Source organism: Roseomonas populi (assembly GCF_024594815.1).
GTDB lineage: Bacteria > Pseudomonadota > Alphaproteobacteria > Acetobacterales > Acetobacteraceae > Roseomonas > Roseomonas populi.
Genome location: NZ_JANJOU010000017.1, coordinates 80,562 through 97,723 on the forward strand (window position 1 = coordinate 80,562; position 17,162 = coordinate 97,723).

The 17,162-nt window shown below is 70.5% G+C and carries 17 protein-coding genes and 1 riboswitch; of the genes, 11 read left to right on the forward strand and 6 right to left on the reverse strand.

Going from position 1 to position 17,162, the window contains the following annotated elements:
* Positions 1-2: 2 nt before the first annotated feature.
* From NRP21_RS18070 to NRP21_RS18080, 3 genes are all read right to left on the reverse strand, one after another.
* Complete coding sequence (locus NRP21_RS18070; protein WP_257717623.1) at positions 3-1,214, reverse strand: ABC transporter substrate-binding protein; 1,212 nt, start codon at positions 1,212-1,214, stop codon at positions 3-5.
* A 49-nt stretch (positions 1,215-1,263) separates the two neighbouring features.
* The gene (locus tag NRP21_RS18075) at positions 1,264-2,490 is read right to left on the reverse strand and encodes a gallate dioxygenase (protein WP_257717624.1); all 1,227 of its coding nucleotides are present in this window, start codon (positions 2,488-2,490) and stop codon (positions 1,264-1,266) included.
* Between the two features lie 136 nt (positions 2,491-2,626).
* Entirely contained in the window at positions 2,627-3,313 is a 687-nt protein-coding gene (locus tag NRP21_RS18080; RefSeq protein ID WP_257717625.1) for a cysteine hydrolase, read from the reverse strand.
* A gap of 124 nt (positions 3,314-3,437) precedes the next feature.
* Between NRP21_RS18080 and NRP21_RS18085 the strand changes: the two genes are divergently transcribed.
* Positions 3,438-4,670, forward strand: coding sequence for a LysR family transcriptional regulator (locus tag NRP21_RS18085; protein ID WP_257717680.1), 1,233 nt, complete (start codon positions 3,438-3,440; stop codon positions 4,668-4,670).
* A 38-nt stretch (positions 4,671-4,708) separates the two neighbouring features.
* Positions 4,709-5,053, forward strand: a complete 345-nt coding sequence (locus NRP21_RS18090; RefSeq protein ID WP_257717626.1) for a hypothetical protein — start codon at positions 4,709-4,711, stop codon at positions 5,051-5,053.
* 36 nt (positions 5,054-5,089) lie between these two features.
* Here the strand turns inward: NRP21_RS18090 and NRP21_RS18095 are convergent, their stop codons facing one another.
* Positions 5,090-6,271 (reverse strand): 4-hydroxybenzoate 3-monooxygenase, encoded by a 1,182-nt coding sequence (locus NRP21_RS18095; protein WP_257717627.1) that lies wholly within the window; start codon positions 6,269-6,271, stop codon positions 5,090-5,092.
* A gap of 184 nt (positions 6,272-6,455) precedes the next feature.
* On the opposite strand from NRP21_RS18095, the gene NRP21_RS18100 reads away from it, so the two are divergent.
* From NRP21_RS18100 to NRP21_RS18110, 3 genes are all read left to right on the forward strand, one after another.
* Positions 6,456-7,373: an NAD(P)-dependent oxidoreductase gene (locus tag NRP21_RS18100; protein WP_257717628.1), complete on the forward strand. Its 918-nt coding sequence runs from the start codon at positions 6,456-6,458 to the stop codon at positions 7,371-7,373.
* 269 nt (positions 7,374-7,642) lie between these two features.
* Entirely contained in the window at positions 7,643-8,908 is a 1,266-nt protein-coding gene (locus NRP21_RS18105; protein ID WP_257717629.1) for an NAD(P)/FAD-dependent oxidoreductase, read from the forward strand.
* Between the two features lie 7 nt (positions 8,909-8,915).
* A complete protein-coding gene (locus NRP21_RS18110; RefSeq protein WP_257717630.1) occupies positions 8,916-9,677 on the forward strand; it encodes an aspartate/glutamate racemase family protein in 762 nt (253 codons plus the stop codon).
* Positions 9,678-9,695: 18 nt separating this feature from the next.
* Here NRP21_RS18110 and NRP21_RS18115 read toward each other — a convergent pair whose 3' ends face one another.
* A complete protein-coding gene (locus NRP21_RS18115) occupies positions 9,696-10,676 on the reverse strand; it encodes an NAD-dependent epimerase/dehydratase family protein (RefSeq protein ID WP_257717631.1) in 981 nt (326 codons plus the stop codon).
* A 132-nt stretch (positions 10,677-10,808) separates the two neighbouring features.
* A riboswitch (TPP riboswitch) is annotated at positions 10,809-10,913 on the forward strand.
* Positions 10,914-11,033: 120 nt separating this feature from the next.
* On the opposite strand from NRP21_RS18115, the gene NRP21_RS18120 reads away from it, so the two are divergent.
* The gene (locus NRP21_RS18120) at positions 11,034-12,608 is read left to right on the forward strand and encodes an ABC transporter substrate-binding protein (protein ID WP_257717632.1); all 1,575 of its coding nucleotides are present in this window, start codon (positions 11,034-11,036) and stop codon (positions 12,606-12,608) included.
* A 68-nt stretch (positions 12,609-12,676) separates the two neighbouring features.
* Here NRP21_RS18120 and NRP21_RS18125 read toward each other — a convergent pair whose 3' ends face one another.
* Complete coding sequence (locus NRP21_RS18125; protein WP_257717633.1) at positions 12,677-12,910, reverse strand: hypothetical protein; 234 nt, start codon at positions 12,908-12,910, stop codon at positions 12,677-12,679.
* Positions 12,911-13,118: 208 nt separating this feature from the next.
* On the opposite strand from NRP21_RS18125, the gene NRP21_RS18130 reads away from it, so the two are divergent.
* From NRP21_RS18130 to NRP21_RS18150, 5 genes are all read left to right on the forward strand, one after another.
* Positions 13,119-14,192, forward strand: a complete 1,074-nt coding sequence (locus tag NRP21_RS18130; RefSeq protein WP_257717634.1) for a transglutaminase-like domain-containing protein — start codon at positions 13,119-13,121, stop codon at positions 14,190-14,192.
* Between the two features lie 103 nt (positions 14,193-14,295).
* Positions 14,296-14,865, forward strand: coding sequence for a 3'-5' exonuclease (locus NRP21_RS18135; RefSeq protein WP_257717635.1), 570 nt, complete (start codon positions 14,296-14,298; stop codon positions 14,863-14,865).
* Positions 14,866-14,896: 31 nt separating this feature from the next.
* Positions 14,897-15,577, forward strand: coding sequence for a 3-oxoacid CoA-transferase subunit A (locus NRP21_RS18140; protein ID WP_257717636.1), 681 nt, complete (start codon positions 14,897-14,899; stop codon positions 15,575-15,577).
* Between the two features lie 28 nt (positions 15,578-15,605).
* A complete protein-coding gene (locus NRP21_RS18145) occupies positions 15,606-16,262 on the forward strand; it encodes a 3-oxoacid CoA-transferase subunit B (RefSeq protein WP_257717637.1) in 657 nt (218 codons plus the stop codon).
* A gap of 11 nt (positions 16,263-16,273) precedes the next feature.
* On the forward strand, positions 16,274-17,059 hold the full coding sequence (locus NRP21_RS18150) for an enoyl-CoA hydratase/isomerase family protein (protein ID WP_257717638.1): 786 nt from the start codon (positions 16,274-16,276) through the stop codon (positions 17,057-17,059).
* The last annotated feature ends 103 nt before the right edge of the window (positions 17,060-17,162 follow it).

A 17,162-nucleotide genomic window follows, 5' to 3' on the forward strand; every position in this document is an offset into this window, starting at 1 on the left:
GCTTAGGCCTTCGCCGGGTCCTTTACGCCCTCGATCGTCTCGAAGGCGATGTTGGCCCAGCGGCCGTCCTTCCGCTGCCCGCGGCGGATGTAGATGTTCTGCACGATGTCGCGCGTCGCCGGGTCGATCATGATGGGGCCGCGCGGGCTGTTCAGCCGCGCGCCCTTGATGGCGTTCATGATCGATTCCGCGTCCGTCTTGCCGCCGGTCTGCTGCAGGGCGTGGTAGATCAGCGCCATGCCGTCATAGGCCTGCACGGTGCGGTAGCTCGGCATCGCGTTGGGGCCGGACATCTCGCGGAAGGCCTCGAGGAAGCGCTTGTTCTCCGCGTTGTCCAGCTCGACCTGGTAGTGGAGGGCGGAGACGACGCCGTCCAGCGCGTCGCCCATGGCGGGCACCAGGTTGTCGTCCACCACGTCGCCGGTGACCATCAGCTTGATGCCGGAGCCGACGATGTTGCGCTCCTTCGTCTGCTTCATGAAGGCCACCGAGACGTCACCGCCCGGGCTGAAGCTGAACAGCCCGTCCGGCCGCGCCTCCACCGCGCGCTGGAGGAAGGGGGAGTACTCCATGCCCGCGACGGGGGTGCGGGCGCCGCCGATCACCTTGCCGCCGCCGGCCTCGAAGGCCTTGGTGAACCAGGTCTCCGCGTCCAGGCCCGGGCCGTAGTCGGAGACGATGGTGTAGACGGTCTTCACCCCGTTCTTCGCGGCCCAGGTGCCGAGCGAGGCGGCCAGCTGCGGCAGCGTCATGGAGACGCGGGCGAAGTAGGGCGAGCGCTCCGTGATGATGGAGGTGGCCGCGTTGATGATGATGCCCGGCCTCTTCGCCTCAGTCAGCAGGGAGGCGGCGGAGAGGGCGTTGGGCGTGAAGCTGTAGCCGAGGATGATCTCCGCCCGGCTGCGCTGGATCAGCTCCTGCGTCATGCGGCGGGAGAGGTCGCCCGAGCCCGGCCCCTGGTCGTCGCGCGTCACCGTCTCCACGGTGATGTTGCCGACCTTCGTGCCGTGGATCTTCTGGAAGACCTTGATGCCGTCCTCGTTGTTGCGGCCCTGGTCGGCGAAGGTGCCGGAGAGGGGCAGGACGACGCCGACGACGAGCTTGCGCTCCTGCGCGATGGCCGGGCGGGCCAGCGGGGCCGCGGCGGCGGCGGCCGCGCCGAGGAGGACGGAACGCCGGCCTGCCGTGCCGGTCAGCGGGTTGCTGGGGGACATGCGACGCTCTCCTTCATGCTTCTTTGGACGTGAGACCGCCGGGCAGCGCCTAGCGCGCGCCCGGCACCTGCCGCGTGGCCAGGAATTCCTCGAAGGTTTCGCCGCGCATCTCCGCATAAACCTCGAGGTTGGAGCGGCCGGAGAGGCGGGCGAACTTCTCCAGCACGAAGAAGTTGGCGCCGTAGCGCACCAGCCCCAGCCAGTCCCGCTCCAGCACCAGCCGCGTCTCCTCCGGTGTCAGCCCCGCGCGCTCGCAGGCGACCCGCTCGTCGGCGGAGAAGGCGGCGCGCGCGGCCGGATCCTTCATCTCCCAGAAGAAGCGGTTCAGCCGCAGCCGGTCGCGGCCCGTGGCGATGTCGAAGGCATAGGTGCCCTCGATCGCGTCCACGCCCTCCAGCTGCGGGTTCCCCGCCCGCGGTGCCGCCCTGGGCGCCTCCGGGTTGTTCTCCTCGAAGACGAGAACGGTCATCGCGGTGGTGGTGGCGAGGTAATAGTTCTGGTGGACCTTGGTGATGTCGTCGCTCAGCGCCCCGCGCATGGCGAGCCACATGATAACCTCGACGCTCTCCGCCCCGCCCAGGCGGATGTAGTCCACGTGCTTCATCTTCGCGAGCTGCTCGGGATCCTTCTCGATCAGCTCGATGAAGCGCATGTCCCATTCGGTGTCGTTGTAGCCCGTGCGCTCCCCGTGGATCTGGTGGGAGAGGCCGCCCGTGCCCACCACGGCCACCGTGATGTCCTCGGGGTAGGATTCGATGGCGCGGCGCAGCGCCTTGCCGAGTTTCCAGCAGCGCATGGCGGTGGGCAGGGGGTGCTGCACCACGTTCACCTCGATCGGCACCACCGCGCCCGGCCAGTTATCCTTGTGCGGCCAGAGCAGCGGCAGGGGCGAGAAGACGCCATGGTCCAGCGGCCGGTCCTGGAACACCGCCGGGTCGAACTCCTCGTTCACCAGGCACTCGGCAATATGGGCGGAGAGGCCGGGGTGCCCGGGCAGGATCGGCAGGGGCCGGCGGCCCGCGCCCTCGTCCGCCACGTCGTAGCCAGGGGCCACGCCGATCGCGAAGGTAGGGTAGAGGTCGTAGAAGAAGGCGTTCAGGTGGTCGTTGTAGAAGAAGATCAGAACGTCGGGCTTCTTCTCCGCCAGCCATTGCCGCGCCGGCTCATAGCCCTTGAACAGCGGCGACCAGGAGGGATCCTCCTGCTTGCCCTTGTCATAGGCGACGCCGATCGTCGGCACGTGAGACGTCCCGATCCCACCGATGATCCTGGCCATCAGACGCTTTCCCTACCCTGGGTTATAGGATGCGGCACCGCCGCCCGGCCGTCCAGGCGGGATAATCCGGGCGAACCGCGCCGGCGACGGTATGTTTTCGCGGTTGCCCGGTATCAGCGGGGGTTATAGCCGGGGATCAGCTCCCCTTTCCGGCATCCAGCAGCCCGATCGTCTCATCCACCGTCAGCACGTCGCCGAAGCTCTGGAACACCGTGCTGAAGCCGATGTTGTGGTCCTCGTCGTAGCGCGCCGCATTGGCGTCGGAGACCATGACGACGTTGTAGTCCAGCATCATCGCGTCGCGCGCCGAGGTCTCGCAGCAGAAGTTCGTCAGCATGCCCGTGATCGCCACGTTGGTGATGCCGCGCGCGGCCAGCTTCTCCGGCAGGTCGGACTTGCCGGGGATGAAGGCGCTGAAGCGGGACTTCTCGGCCTGGATGTCCTCCGGCTTCGGCTCCAGCTCCGGGTGCAGCTCGTGGCCGGGCGCGCCCACCGTCAGGTTATCCCGGTGCCGCGCCGCGTTCGCCGGCGTGAAGAAGCGCTCGTGGTAGAGCGGCCAGAGGCTCCTGCCGCCCTCCCCCGCCGTCATCTTTACCCAGGCCACGTGGCCACCCCGCTCGCGGAAGGCACGGGCCAGGCGGTTGATGTTGGGGATGATGGCCACGGCCGGCGGCACGTCGGTCACGTAGAAGGCCTGCATGTCGATCACGACAAGGGCACTCTTCGCGGGCTCGAAGCCATCGAACACCCGCAGGCGGCCGCGCTTCTTCATCACGCGGTCCAGCACGTAGCCGGGCATCTCGAAGGGGGCGGGGTCGGTCATGGTCTCGTCCCTGGGGGTATTCAGGCGTTGTCCCGGGCCCCAGAATCCGATTGCCGAGGCGTGACAGCCAGCCGAAACTTCCCGGCGCCCCATCGAAAAGCCTTATGAACCGGAGGCGGCCCCTATCACCCCGGCCCCGCACGCCATCAACCCCAAGCACCTCCGCGCCTTCCTGGCCGTCTCGCAGACCGGCAGCGTCGTCCGCTCCAGCCAGCGGCTGCGGCGCGTGCAGTCCGCGATCACGCGCGCCATCCAGGAGCTGGAACGGGAGCTGGGCGTCACCCTCTTCGAGCGGCGCCCGCAGGGCATGCTGCTGACGGGCACCGGCCATACCCTGCTGCACCGGGTGGAGCGGGCGTTCGCGGAGATGGAGAGCGCCCGCCGCGGCATCGCCGCCGCCGGCCCGCCCGCCGGCTGGAACGAGGCCGCGCCGATCTTCTCCCTCTCGCTCGGCCGCCAGCGCCTGTTGGCCTTCGCGGAGCTGGTGGAGCAGCGCCACATGGGCGCGGTGGCCGACAGCCTGATGATCTCCCAGCCCGCGGTCAGCCAGGCCCTGCGAGAGGTGGAGATCGGCCTGGGGATCGAGGTCTTCATCCGCTCCCCCGCCGGCCTCCAGCCCACGCCGCTGGGCGCCCTCCTCGCGCTTCACGTCCGCCGGGCGTTGGCGGAGATCCGCGCGGCGGAGGTGGAGATCGGCCTCCTCCAGGGCGCCATGGCCGGGCGCGTCACCGTCGGCACCCTCTCCCTCGGCCGGGACCGCCTGCTGCCGCGCGCCATCCTGGGGATGCAGCAGCACCACCCCAACCTTTCCGTGACCACGCTGGAGGGCACCTTCGAGCACCTCTCCATGCGCCTACGGGCCGGCGACATCGATTTCATCCTCGGCGCCCTGCGCCCGCCGGAGCACACGATCGGCTTGCTGCGCGAGCCCATCGCGGAGGACGAGATGGCCCTGGTGGTGCGCGCCGGCCACCCGCTGGCCCGCCGCGGCGCCGCCGTGCCCGCCGCCGTACTCGCCGCCCTGGCCGCATCGCGCTGGGTGCTGCCGCAGCGCGGTACCCCCACGCGCGAGCTGCTGGAAGGCGCCCTGCGCGCCCGCGGCCTGCCGGAGCCGGCGGTGACGGTGGAGACCACCGACCTGACGATCACGCGCGGCCTGCTACTGGACAGCGACATGGTCACCGCCGTCTCGCCCCACCTCTTCCAGCACGAGATCGGGGCGAAATCCCTGGCCGTGCTGCCCTTCGAGATGCCGGAAACCCGCCGCGCCATCGGCTTCCTGCAGCGCGCCGGCGGCAGCCCTTCCTTGGCGGCGCGGATGCTGATGGATAGCATCCGGGCAGTGGGACGCCTGTGACGGCGGAGGGGCGTTATGAAGTTGAGGAAGGGTCCAGCATGAACCGCAGCCGACGCCCCCGCCCCGGGCCAGCGAAGAAGGGCTCCTCCCGCCCGGCGAGTCCCAGCGCCGAGGTTGCGCGGCTGAGCCGCAAGCTGGACGAGTGCCGCGCGAGGCTGGCGCAGATCGAGAAGCACGGGATCGACAGCGCCACGGCCCAGCGCCTCGCCGCCCTGGAGGAGGGGCAGCAGGTCGCGCGCGGGCAGGCCGTCGATGCGGCACTGGCGAAGTCGAAGGCCGAGGCGGAGCTGCGCGCGCTCCGGAAAGCCATCACCGAGGCGCCGGGCCCGCTCGGCTGGCTGCTGCGGAGGGCGACGCGGCGTCTCGATATTAGCGGAGCCTAGCCATCCCCGAAGGAGGATGGCAGGGCCGGGGCCCTGTCAGGGATAGTCCGGCAGGTAGTTCAGCATCACGTACTGCTCCGCGATGCTCGCCTGGGCATTGCGGGATCCCGCGATGTACTCCAGTTCCGCCAACTGCAGGTTGCGCTGCATGGGCGTGTGGTGACCGAACTTGTGCAGCAGCCCGGTGAGGGTGCTGGAGAAGCGCACCACCCGCCAGGCGCGCTCTACGCAAAGGGTGGAGTAGCCTTCCAGCTCGGCACGGGAGCCGGTGCGGTAGAATTCCGTCAGCGCGCGGCTGAGCACGCGCACGTCGGCCACTGCCATGTTCAGGCCCTTGGCGCCCGCCGGCGGCACGATGTGCACGGCGTCCCCGGCCAGGAACAGGCGGCCGTGCTGCATCGGCGCGGCGACGAAGGCACGCAGCTTCGCCAGGTCCCGCTGGAAGATCTCGCCCTCCTCGATCTCCGTGCGGCCCTCGTCGAACATGCGGGCGTGCAGCTCGTCCCAGAAGCGGTCGTCGGACCAGGAATTCGGGTCCGTGTCCGCCGGCACCTGGAGGTAGAGGCGGGAGACCTGCATGGAGCGGCGGCTGCACAGGGCGAAGCCGCGGTCGCTGTTGGTATAGGTCATGTCCGGCATCGGCCGCGCGCGCGCCAGCACGCCGAGCCAGGCGAAGTCATAGACCTGCTCGAAGACCTGCAGGATGTCCTGAGGCATCGTGGCACGGCCGGCGCCGTGGTAGCCGTCGCAGCCCGCCACGAAGTCGCATTCCAGCACCTTGTCGGTGCCCCCTTCCGTGTAGTGGATGCGCGGCCGGTCGGTCTCGATGCCCTCGATGCGCGTGACCTGCGCCTCGAAGACCAGCGGGTCGCCGGCCTCCACGCGGGCGGCGATCAGGTCCTTCACCACCTCCTGCTGGCCGTAGATCATCACGGACTTGCCGGTCAGCCCGGGCAGGTCGAGGTGGATGGTGCGGCCGCGGAACCGCATGTCCAGCCCCTCGTCCACCAGCCCCTCGCGGCGCATGCGGGCATCGAGCCCCAGGCGGCCCAGCGTCTCGATCGTGCCGGGCTCCAGAACGCCGGCGCGCACGCGGCCCTCAACATAAGGGCGGCTGCGCGCCTCCAGGATCACGGATTCGATCCCCTGCGCCTTCAGCAGGTGGGAGAGGAACAGCCCCGCCGGGCCCGCGCCGATGATGCCGACCTGGGTTCGCATGACGTCCTCCTGCCACTGGGCGCGGAATCTGTCGCGCCGGCCTGAGCCGGAAAAGACGCAAAACAACGCGGCCTGGTTCGAAATCCCTTATCCCGGCCCGCTGCACCCGCCGGATTGACCTGTGGGGGCAAGTGTATAGAGCATCCCGGTCCTACCGCCCGGAAGCCGCCGAAAGGATTCCCCCATGCGCGCCTGTTTCGTCGATGCCGGGGGCGCCCTGGCCGATGTGATGGAACGGCTCCACCGGCCGGACGACATTCCCGTGGCCGTGCACCGCGACCCCGACGTGACGCCGGACCAGCTGCCCGGCGTTCTGGCGGGCGCCGAGATCGCCATCATCGACCACACGCAGCTTCCCACCGCCATCGCGAAGCAGTGCGTCGGGCTGAAGCACGTCGTCTTCCTCGGCACCGGCGCGCGCAGCTACATGAACCCGGAGGAGCTGGAGGCCGAGTGCGGCATCCAGGTCCACATCATCAAGGGCTACGGCGACACCGCCGTGGCCGAGATGGCCTTCGCCCTGATGTGGGCCGCCGCCAAGGGCCTGGCCTTCATGGACCGCGGCATCCGCGCCGGCCGCTGGGACCGCACGGACGGCATGGAGCTGACCGGCAAGACCGTCGGCCTCATCGGCTACGGCGGCATCGGCGCGGAGATGGCCCGCCTCTGCCGCGGCGCCGGCATGAAGGTGCTCGCCTGGAACCGCACCCCGCGCGAGACCGAGGGCGTGACCTTCACCGATCTCGACACCCTGCTGGCCGAGAGCCACGTCGTCTCCCTGCACTTGCTGCTGAACGACGAGACGCGCGGCTTCCTCTCGGCCGAGCGCATCGCGAAGATGCGGCCCGGCGCCATCTTCATCAACACCGCCCGCGGCGCGATCACGGACGAAGCCGCCCTGGCCGCCGCCGTGGAGAGCGGCGCAATCCGCCACATCGGCCTGGACGTTTTCGCGGAGGAGCCGCTGCCCGCCGGCCACTTCCTCTCCAAGCTGCAGAACGCGACGCTCGCCGCCCACTCCGCCTTCCGCACGCCCGAGGCCACGGACAACCTGATCGAGGCCTCGCTGGTGCATTGCCGGCGGATCGGGCTGGAAGGGTGACCCAAGGGGCGCCGCCCCTTGGAACCCCGCCAGGAGGCTGAGCCTCCTGGACCTGCATCGGGCTGCCGCCACGCCGTCCTGACACGGTGTCGCCGGTGTCGAGCTTCTCCTGCCCTGGCAGTCGCCTCGGGTTATCGACCCGAGGCGCACCGTCAGCCGGGTGACTCCAGAGCCTAGAAGAAGATGATGGTGAGGGGTCCGGGGAGAGGAAGAATTCCTTCTTCCTCTCCCCGGGACAGACCGCCACCGAAGGAAAAGGGCCGAAAGACATGACACGCCATGTCGCGGTGATCGGTGCAGGTGTCGAAGGCGCGGCGAGCGCGGTCGAGCTGCTCCGCGCCGGCCACCGCGTGACGATCCTGGAGCCGGGGACGCCGGGCGGGGAGCAGGCGGCGAGCTTCGGCAATGCGGGCTGGCTCTCCTCCCATTCCGTGCTGCCGCCGAGCGCGCCGGGGTTGTGGAAGAAGGTGCCGGGTTTCCTGTCCGATCCGCTGGGCCCGCTGGCGGTGCGCTGGGGGTATTTCCCGCGCGCCCTGCCCTGGCTGCTGCGCTACCTCGCGGCCGGTTCCACGGAGGAGAGGCTGCTGCGGATCGCGCGGGCGCTGCGGCCGCTGCTGAAGGACAGCGCCGTGCTGCATACCGCCCTGGCGGGCGAGGCGGGCGTGCCGGAACTGATCGAGCACAAGGGGCTGATGAACGCCTGGCATTCCCGCGCCGGGTTCGAGGCGGAGGTGATGGGCTGGCGCATCCGCCGGCAGGTCGGGATCGAGTGGCGGGAGATCGAGGGCGAGGCCCTGCGCGAGATGGAGCCGGACCTGGATCCGGCCTACAGCTTCGCGGTGCTGACGGAGGAGGCGGGGCGCTGCCTCTCGCCCGGGCGCTACGTTGCGGCGCTGGTGGCGCATGCCCAGGCGCAGGGCGCGGCGCTGCGGAAGGTGGCCGCCACCGGACTGCGGCTGGAAGGGCGGGCGCTGAAGGGCGTCGCGCTCTCGGACGGCACGGTGCTGGAGTGCGACGCGGCGGTGATCGCCTGCGGCATCCGCTCCGCCCCTCTGGCGGCGCAGGCGGGGGATCGCGTGCCGCTGCAGACCGAGCGCGGCTACCACGTGATGCTGCGCGGCGCGAATGCCGGGCCGCGCCATTCCATCGGCCTGGGCGCGGCGAAGATGGTGGTGAACCCCATGGCAGACGGGCTGCGCGCCGCCGGGCAGGTGGAGATCGCGGCGTTGGACGCGCCCCCGAACTGGAAGCGCGCGGAGATCCTGCGCGACCACCTGCTGAAGTCCTTTCCCGGCCTGCCAGATCCCTTCCCGGCCGATCGCGTGAGCATGTGGCTGGGCCATCGCCCGAGCACGCCGGACGGGATGCCCGTCCTCGCCCCCTCCTCCCGCTGCCCGGAGGTGATCCACGCCTTCGGGCACGGCCATGTCGGGCTTGTGGCAGGGCCGCGAACCGGTCGTATCGTGTCCCAGCTCCTCTCCGGCCAGGCGCCGGAGATCGACATCGCGCCCTTCTCCCCCACCCGTTTCCGGTAGGCCGCCCATGACCGCCATTCCCGCCCCCTCCCCCCGTCGCGGCGTCGCGAAGGGCGGCAAGGCGCTCTACGGCGTGCCGCTCGGCATCCTCATGCTGGAGGCCCGCTTCCCCCGCATTTTCGGAGACATGGGCAACGGCACCACCTGGCCCTTCCCCGTGCTCTACCGCCTCGTCCGCGGTGCGAGCCCGGAGAAGGTGGTGCTGAACGGCGCGGCCGGCCTGCTGGAAGACTTCATCGAAGCCGCGAAGGACCTCGTCTCCCAGGGCGCCGAGGCCATCACCACCAACTGCGGCTTCCTCTCCCTGTTCCAGAAGGAGATCGCGGCGGCGGTGGGCGTTCCCGTCGCCACCTCCAGCCTCATGCAGGTGCCCTGGGTACAGGCGATGCTGCCACCCGGTCAGCGCGTCGGTCTCGTCACCGTCTCCGGCGGCAGCCTGACGCCGAAACACCTGGAGGCCGTGGGCGTCCCGCTCGACATCCCCATGGAGGGCACGGAGGGCGGCCGCGAGTTCTTCCGCGTCCTCATCAAGGCCGAGAAGGACGACATGGACGTGGACCTGGCGGAGAGGGACGTGGTGGAGGCCGCCGAGCGTCTCGTCGCCCGCCACCCGGAGGTCGGCGCCATCGTGCTGGAATGCACGAACATGCCGCCCTACGCCGCCGCCGTGCAGCGCGCGACGGGCCGGCCGGTCTACGACATCTACTCGATGATCACCTACTTCCACGCCGGGCTGCGGCCGCGGGACTTCGCGGTGCGCGCGGGGTGATCGCCGGCGGTCGGAACGCTACCCGAAATACCCCCGCCACCACCCAATGAAGCGCCCGAGGCCCGTGCGGAGATCCGTGGTCGGTTCCCAGCCGAGATCCTCCTGGATCGAGGAGATGTCGGCGAAGGTGGCGGGCACGTCGCCGGGCTGCATCGGCAGCAGCTCGCGCCGTGCGGGCATGCCGATGAGGTCCTCGAGGATCGCCACCATGTCCAGCAGCGGCTCGGGCTGGCTGTTGCCGATGTTATAGAGGCGGTGGCCGGCCTCGACCGAGGGGTTGTCGAGCGCGGCCAGGATGCCGGCCACGATGTCGTCGATATAGGTGAAGTCGCGCAGCATCCGCCCCTCGTTGAACAGGCGGATGGGGCGGCCCTTCTGGATGGCGTCTGTGAAGAGCCAGTAGGCCATGTCCGGCCGGCCCCAGGGGCCATAGACGGTGAAGAAGCGCAGCCCGGTGAGGCGGAGGTTGTAGAGGTCGGCGTAGGTGCTGCTCATCACCTCGCCCGCCTTCTTCGTGGCGGCGTAGAGGGAAGCGGGGGTGTCGGTGCGGTCCGTCTCCCGGAACGCGCCATCCGTACGCTTACCGTAGACGGAGCTGGTCGAGGCATAGACGGCGTGGCCGACGCGGCCCTCGCTGCGCCGAATGCCCTCGAGAATGCCGAGATGGCCGGTGACGTTGGCGGCGGCGTAGGCGAAGGGCGCCTCCAGCGACCAGCGCACCCCGGCCTGCGCGCCGAGATGCGCCACGCGGTCGATGCCGGGGTTCGCCGCGAAAAGGTCGAGTATGTCGTCCGTATTGGCCAGGTCCAGCCGGTGCATCGTGAAGGCGCCGGGGTGGCTATTGCCCGTCAGCGCCGCCACCCGGGCCTCCTTCAGCGCCGGATCGTAGTAGGAGTTGAAATTGTCCAGGCCGATCACCTGCTCGCCGCGCGCGAGAAGGGCTTGGCAGACATGGGCGCCGATGAAGCCGGCCGCGCCGGTGACGAGAACCTGGCCCATTGATCAGGACGACGGGGCAGCGGGGCAGGGGGGCACAAGCGGCTCCATTGGCGTGGGGCGTGCAGGTATCAGGGCTGGGGCCCCGGGGCCATATGCGGCTTGCCGCCCGGCGGCCGCCGTTCCATACCAGCCCTGGACATCGGGGGGAGCCCATACCGGGCTGAGAGGCGGGGCGACCCGCGACCCCTGGAACCTGATCCGGTTCGGACCGGCGTAGGGACGGTGCACCATGAGGACGAATGCGCGCCCGGATTGCGCCTGCCGCCATTCCGGCCCTTCGTGGCCGGGGTGCGGCACCGCATGGGCGCCCCGTGTCCTCTCGCCGTCTCTGCCTGTCCACGGGGTGGAGGACATTCCATGCATCGCCGTTCCCTCCTGAAGGGCGCTGCCCTCTCAGCGGGCCTCGCTTCCCTTGCCCGGCCTGCGCTGGCCCAACCCGCCCGAGCCCGCACGCTGCGATTCGTGCCGCAGGCCGCGCTGACGGCGCTGGACCCCATTGTGCAGAACGCCACGATCAGCACCACCCACGGCTTCTGCGTGTTCGACACGCTCTACTCAACGGATGCGAAATTGAACCCGCATCCGCAGATGGCCTCGGGGCACGAGGTGAGTGCTGACGGGCTACTCTGGACCATCCGCCTGCGCGAGGGTTTACATTTCCACGATGGCGCCCCGGTCTTGTCACGCGATTGTGTTGCCAGCCTGAAGCGCTGGTGCGTGCGGGACCTCTTCGGGCAGATGCTCGGCAAGGCCGTGGCGGAATGGAGCACGCCGGACGACCGGACCCTCACCATCCGGCTCAACCGCGCCTTCCCCGCCATGCTCTACGCCCTGGCCAAGCCGGCCGGCGTGCCGCCCTTCATCATGCCGGAGCGGCTGGCGACGACGGATCCCGCCAGGCCCGTGCCGGAGATGATCGGCAGCGGTCCGTGGAAGTTTGTCGCCCCTGAGTTCAACCCCGGCAGCTTCGTCGCCTATGCCCGCAACGAGGCCTATGTGCCGCGCGACGAGCCGGCCGAGGGTGCCTCGGGCGGCAAGCGCGTGCACTTCGACCGGCTGGAGTGGCACATCATCCCCGATGGCGCGACGGCCGGCGCCGCCCTGCAGCGCGGGGAGGTGGACTGGGTGGAGTACCCGCTGCCGGACCTGCTGCCGGTGCTGGAGCGGGACCGCCACCTGAAGACCCAGGTCTACGACCCGATCGGCTTCCTCGGCGTGATCCGCTTCAACCACCTGCACGCCCCGTTCAACAACGTCGAGGTGCGGCGCGCCGTGCGGGACTGCATCAGCCAGCCCGACCACATGGCCGCCGTGGCCGCGCCGGGCGACTGGCGGGAGTGCCACGCCCTGTTCCCCTGCACCCTGCCCGGCGTGGCCGAGTTCCCCTCGCCCCCACGCGACTTCGCGAAGGCCCGCGCCGCTATCCGCGCGGCGGGGGCGGAGGGCGCGAAGGTGGTGGTGATCAACCCCACGGACTTCGCCGCCGTCGCGCCCCAGGGCCGGCTGGCCGCCGATGTCTGCCGCCAGCTCGGCTTCCAGGTGGAGCTGCAGGAGATGGACTGGGCCGCCCTGCTCACCCGCCGCAACTCGCGGGAGGACGCGAACCGCGGCGGCTGGAGCATCTACCCCACCAACTTCCCCGCCGCCTCCATCGCCAACCCGGCGGTGAACTCCGGCATCCGAGGCGACGGCCCGACCGCCTGGTTCGGCTGGCCCACCGATCCGGCGACGGAGGCGAACATCGATCGCTGGCTTTTCGCGCCCGATGCCGCGGCCCAGGGGCAGGCCTTCGCCGACGTGCAGCGCAGCGCCTGGGACCATGTGGGTTTCGCGCCCTCCGGCCTCTTCGTGCTGAAAACCGGGTTCCGCGCGGACCTCTCCGGCGTGCTGCAGGGGCCCAACCCTTATCTGTGGAACCTGCGTCGGGGCTGAAGGCCGGGCATGGAAAGGGCCGCCGGGGTGCCCGGCGGCCCTTCCGTCACGAGGCCCGGGGAAACGGCTCAGCCGTGCTGGCCACCGCCGCCAGTCGCGCCGTTCCTCTCCAGGGAACCCTGCCCTGCATCGTTGCGGGGCCCGATCCCGTAGCGCGCGTCGTACATGGCCTCGTCAGCACTGCGCTCGGTCTGAACCGGCGCGTTGCCGAGCCGCGAGGAGGTTTGGGCACTCGCGCCGGGGGAGGGCAGGGCACCGATCAGGGCGGCGACGGCGACGAGGAGGCGGAGGGAACGGTTCATCGGGGATACTCTGAGCGATTGGCGTCGAGGCTGGGTTTGTCTCGTTTGGTGAGATATGTGACGAATCCGATACCACAACCATGCAAAGAATCAGATACCCGCCATTCGCCTCATGGATGAAACTTCTCCGTCCGGCTTGGCACGCTCGCGCGAACCCGCCACATGGGGCGCCGCGTCACCCGTTCCCCGTGTGGAGACAACGCCCCCGGTGAATACAATTTCGAATCCTTTTCCCCGCCGCGCCCTGCTGGCGGGCGCCGCCGGGCTGCCCCTTCTTCCGGCCCTTGCCCGGGGGCAGGCACGCCCTGCGGACACGCTGCCCGCCGGCTGGCGCCGCTTCGAATTGCGGACCGAAGTGACGGTCGAGACCGGGGACGAACCCGCCATTCTCTGGTTGCCCCTGGCGCAGACCGCGGGTTCCTACCAGCAGGCCGCCGAGCCCGTGATCGCGACGAACGGCCGGGCCGAGCGCGTGCGCGACGCCCGCTACGGCGCCGAGATGCTCCGCATCACCTGGCCCACGCCCCGGGAGCAGCGGGTGGTCGTCACCCAGGCCGTCGCCACCCGCGCCCGGGGCGCCGAGGCCGCGGCGCTGAACGGGGCGGAGCGCGCCCTCTGGACCGCGCCGACCGAGAGCGTGCCGACGGACGGCATCGTCGCGGAGACGGCGCAGAGGATCACCGCTGGCCTTCGAACGGACGAGGCGAAGCTCCGCGCCCTGTATGACTGGGTGGTGGAGAACACCTTCCGCAACGGCTCCACCCGCGGCTGCGGCACGGGCGACATCAAGGTGATGCTGGAGACGGGCTGGCTGGGCGGGAAGTGCGCCGACATCAACGCGCTGATGACCGGCCTGGCCCGTTCCTGCGGCATCCCCGCGCGCGACGTGTACGGCATTCGCGTCGCACCCTCGGAGAACTCCCGCTCCCTCGGCACCGGAAGCCCGGACATCACCCGCGCCCAGCACTGCCGCACGGAGATGTACGTGAGCGGCCGGTGGGTACCGGTGGACCCGGCCGACATCCGCAAGATCGTGCTGGAGGAGAACCTTCCGGTGGAGAGCGACCATGTCCGCCGCCAGCGCGAGCGCCTGTTCGGGAACTGGGAGATGAACTGGGTGGGCTACAACAGCGCCACCAACGTCGCCCTGCCCGGTGCCCCGCGCGCCATGGACTCCAACTTCCTGATGTACCCCTGCGCCATGACGGCGAAGGGCGAGCAGGACTGCCTGGACCCGGCCTCCTTCCGCTACGCCATCTCCTCGCGCGAGATCGGGGCCTGACCCTTCGCGCGGCCAGGGGGAGGGAGAAGGAAGCCTCCCTCCGGACGCCCGCGCCAACTCCGCTCATTCCTTCCCATCCCGCCCTGTGGCAGTTTCCCCGGCCATGTCCCTTGGCCGTCCCGTCATCGTCTTCGACACCGAGACCACCGGCTGCACCGGCCAGGACCGGGTCGTTTCCCTCGGCGCCGTGCGGCTGGACGCGGCGCTGGAGCCGGAAGCGACGCTGCACCTCGTCTTCGCACCGGGAATGCGCTGCCATTTCGGGGCCTTCCGGGTGCACGGGCTGTCGGACGCCTACCTGGCCGGGCAGCCCGGCTTCGCGGAGCACGCGGAGGAGGTCGCGGCGTTCTTCGGCGGCGCGCTGGGCTGCGCGCACAACATGGCCTTCGACCGGCGGATGCTGGGCGGGGAGTTCGACCGGCTGGAGATGCAGCGGCCTTGGCGGGGCGAGTTCTGCACCATGACCGCCTGGCGCCGGGCACGGCCGGGGCAGCGTTCCGGGCTCGCCCACGCCTCCGCGGCCTGCGGCCTGGCGCGGGAGGGGAACCTGCACGGCGCGCTGGAGGATGCCTGGCTGGCCGCCAACCTGCTGCGGGCCCTGCACGGCCTGCCGCCGGCGCCGATGCGGCTGCACGGCTTCACCAACGACCGGGCTGAGGATATGGCGGCCTGACCGGCTGCGCTGGAACAGGGGAAGAAACGACGTGATCAACAAGATCGTCCGGGACATGGCCGAAGCTATGGAGGGCGTGAAGGACGGCAGCACCGTGCTGGTGGGCGGCTTCGGCGCCGCGGGCCAGCCGGACGACCTGATCGAGGGGCTGATCGAGCAGGGGGCCAAGGACCTGACGATCGTCGCCAACAACGCGGGCACGGGGCGCACGGGGCTGGCGCGGCTGATGGAGCTGGGCCGGGTCCGGAAGATCATCTGCTCCTTCCCGCGCAGCGCCGGATCGGTGGTGTTTGAGGAGCTGTACAAGGCCGGCCGGCTGGAGCTGGAGATCGTGCCGCAGGGTACGCTGGCCGAGCGCATGCGCGCCGCCGGCGCCGGGGTTCCCGCCTTCTTCACCCCCACGGCCGCCGGCACGCGGCTGGGCCAGGGCAAGGAAACCCGCGAGTTCGACGGCCGCCCGCACGTGATGGAGCTGGCCCTGCACGGCGACGTGGCGCTGGTGGAGGCCTGGGAGGCCGACCGCTGGGGCAACCTGGCCTACCGCCGCAGCGGGCGGAACTTCAACCCGGTGATGGCGATGGCGGGGAAGCTGACGATCGTGCAGGCCCAGAACATCGTGGAGCTGGGCGAAATCGACGGCGAGCGGGTGGTGACGCCCGGCATCTTCGTGGACCGTGTCGTCAACGTGAAGCGCGGCGCCCCCTGGGCGTGATTTCCTGCACCTGACGGAGGAAACGAGCATGGAACCCTGGTCCCGCACCCAGATGGCCGCCCGCGCCGCGAAGGACATCCCGGACGGTTGGTACTGCAACCTCGGCATCGGCATGCCGACCCTGATCGCCGACCACATCCCCGAGGGGCGTGAGGTGGTGCTGCACTCCGAGAACGGCATCCTCGGCATGGGCCCGGCGCCGGAGAACGGGAAGGAGGACGCCTGGCTGATCAACGCCGGCAAGCAGCCCGTGACCCTGCACCCTGGCGGCAGCTACTTCCACCACGCGGACAGCTTCGCGATGATCCGCGGCGGCCACATCGACCTCTGCGTGCTCGGCGCCTTCGAGGTGGCCGAGAACGGCGACATCGCGAACTGGGCCACCAGCGAGAACGACAGCGCGCCCGCGGTGGGCGGCGCCATGGACCTGGCCGCCGGCGCCAAGCGCGTCTGGGTCATGATGGAGCACACCACCAAGGACGGCCGCCCGAAGCTGGTGGAGCGCTGCTCCTACCCGCTGACGGCGATGAAGGCGGTGGCGCGCGTCTATACCAACCTCGCCGTGCTCGAGGTGACGGAGAGCGGCTTCGCGGTGCGCGACCTCGCTCCCGGCGTCACCCTGGAGCACCTCCGCTCCGTCACCGCCGCGCCGCTGCAGGACGCGCGCGAGACGGCCGGCGCCTGAGGCGCGGCGGGATGAGCGAGACGCCCCTGCCGGACGGCATGGCGCTGCACGTCGCCCGAGACGGTGCCGTGCTGCTCCTGACCCTGGACTACCCCGCGCGCCGCAACGCGTTGGCCGTGCCGCTGCGCGACCGCATGGCCGAGGTGCTGGAGGAGGCAGAGGCCGATCCCGCCATCCGCGCCATCCTCGTCACCGGCGCCTCCGGCACCTTCTGCTCGGGCGGCGACCTCTCGGGCATGGACGTGAAGGACGCCCTCGGCGGGCGGGAGAGGCTGCGCCGCGCGCACCGCTCCATCCGCCTCCTCGCAACCGGGTCCAAGCCCGTGGTGGCGGCGGTGGAGGGCTGGTGCGTCGGCGCCGGCCTGTCCCTGGCCTGCGCCTGCGACCTGATCGTGGCGGCGGAGGACGCCCGCTTCATGGCCGGCTTCGGCAAGGTGGGGCTGATGGCCGACCTGGGCCTGCCCTTCACCCTGCCTGCCCGCGTGGGCGCCGGCCGCGCCCGCCGCATCCTGATGCTGCACGAGCAGGTGACGGCGGCCGAGGCCGAGCGCATCGGCCTGGTCGAGGAGGTCGTCCACCGCGGCGAAGCCCTGCCCCGCGCCCTGGAGCGCGCCCGCTACCTGGCGGAACAGGCCCCCACGCCCATGGCCCTGACCAAGTCCATGCTCGCCGCCGGGCTGGAAGCGGCCCTGGAAGCGGAAAGGCACTTCCAGACCACGCTCTTCCTCTCCGCCGACCACAAGGAAGGGCGGGCCGCCTTCCTGGAGAAGCGCCCGGCGCAGTTCACCGGGAGCTAGGCTCGCTTTTCCTGGGGTGGCGGTCTGTCCCGGGGAGAGGAAGAAGGAATTCTTCCTCTCCCCGGACCCCTCTCCATCATCTTTTTCTATCAGCTGGTCTGAA

Coding starts and splice junctions, on each gene's coding strand:
- NRP21_RS18105 (WP_257717629.1), top strand. CDS start 7,643: ATGACACGCCATGTCGCGGTGATCGGTGCAGGTGTCGAAGGCGCGGCG.
- NRP21_RS18125 (WP_257717633.1), bottom strand. CDS start 12,910: ATGAACCGTTCCCTCCGCCTCCTCGTCGCCGTCGCCGCCCTGATCGGT.
- NRP21_RS18145 (WP_257717637.1), top strand. CDS start 15,606: ATGGAACCCTGGTCCCGCACCCAGATGGCCGCCCGCGCCGCGAAGGAC.
- NRP21_RS18135 (WP_257717635.1), top strand. CDS start 14,296: ATGTCCCTTGGCCGTCCCGTCATCGTCTTCGACACCGAGACCACCGGC.
- NRP21_RS18120 (WP_257717632.1), top strand. CDS start 11,034: ATGCATCGCCGTTCCCTCCTGAAGGGCGCTGCCCTCTCAGCGGGCCTC.
- NRP21_RS18095 (WP_257717627.1), bottom strand. CDS start 6,271: ATGCGAACCCAGGTCGGCATCATCGGCGCGGGCCCGGCGGGGCTGTTC.
- NRP21_RS18080 (WP_257717625.1), bottom strand. CDS start 3,313: ATGACCGACCCCGCCCCCTTCGAGATGCCCGGCTACGTGCTGGACCGC.
- NRP21_RS18100 (WP_257717628.1), top strand. CDS start 6,456: ATGCGCGCCTGTTTCGTCGATGCCGGGGGCGCCCTGGCCGATGTGATG.
- NRP21_RS18115 (WP_257717631.1), bottom strand. CDS start 10,676: ATGGGCCAGGTTCTCGTCACCGGCGCGGCCGGCTTCATCGGCGCCCAT.
- NRP21_RS18070 (WP_257717623.1), bottom strand. CDS start 1,214: ATGTCCCCCAGCAACCCGCTGACCGGCACGGCAGGCCGGCGTTCCGTC.
- NRP21_RS18110 (WP_257717630.1), top strand. CDS start 8,916: ATGACCGCCATTCCCGCCCCCTCCCCCCGTCGCGGCGTCGCGAAGGGC.
- NRP21_RS18075 (WP_257717624.1), bottom strand. CDS start 2,490: ATGGCCAGGATCATCGGTGGGATCGGGACGTCTCACGTGCCGACGATC.
- NRP21_RS18090 (WP_257717626.1), top strand. CDS start 4,709: ATGAACCGCAGCCGACGCCCCCGCCCCGGGCCAGCGAAGAAGGGCTCC.
- NRP21_RS18150 (WP_257717638.1), top strand. CDS start 16,274: ATGAGCGAGACGCCCCTGCCGGACGGCATGGCGCTGCACGTCGCCCGA.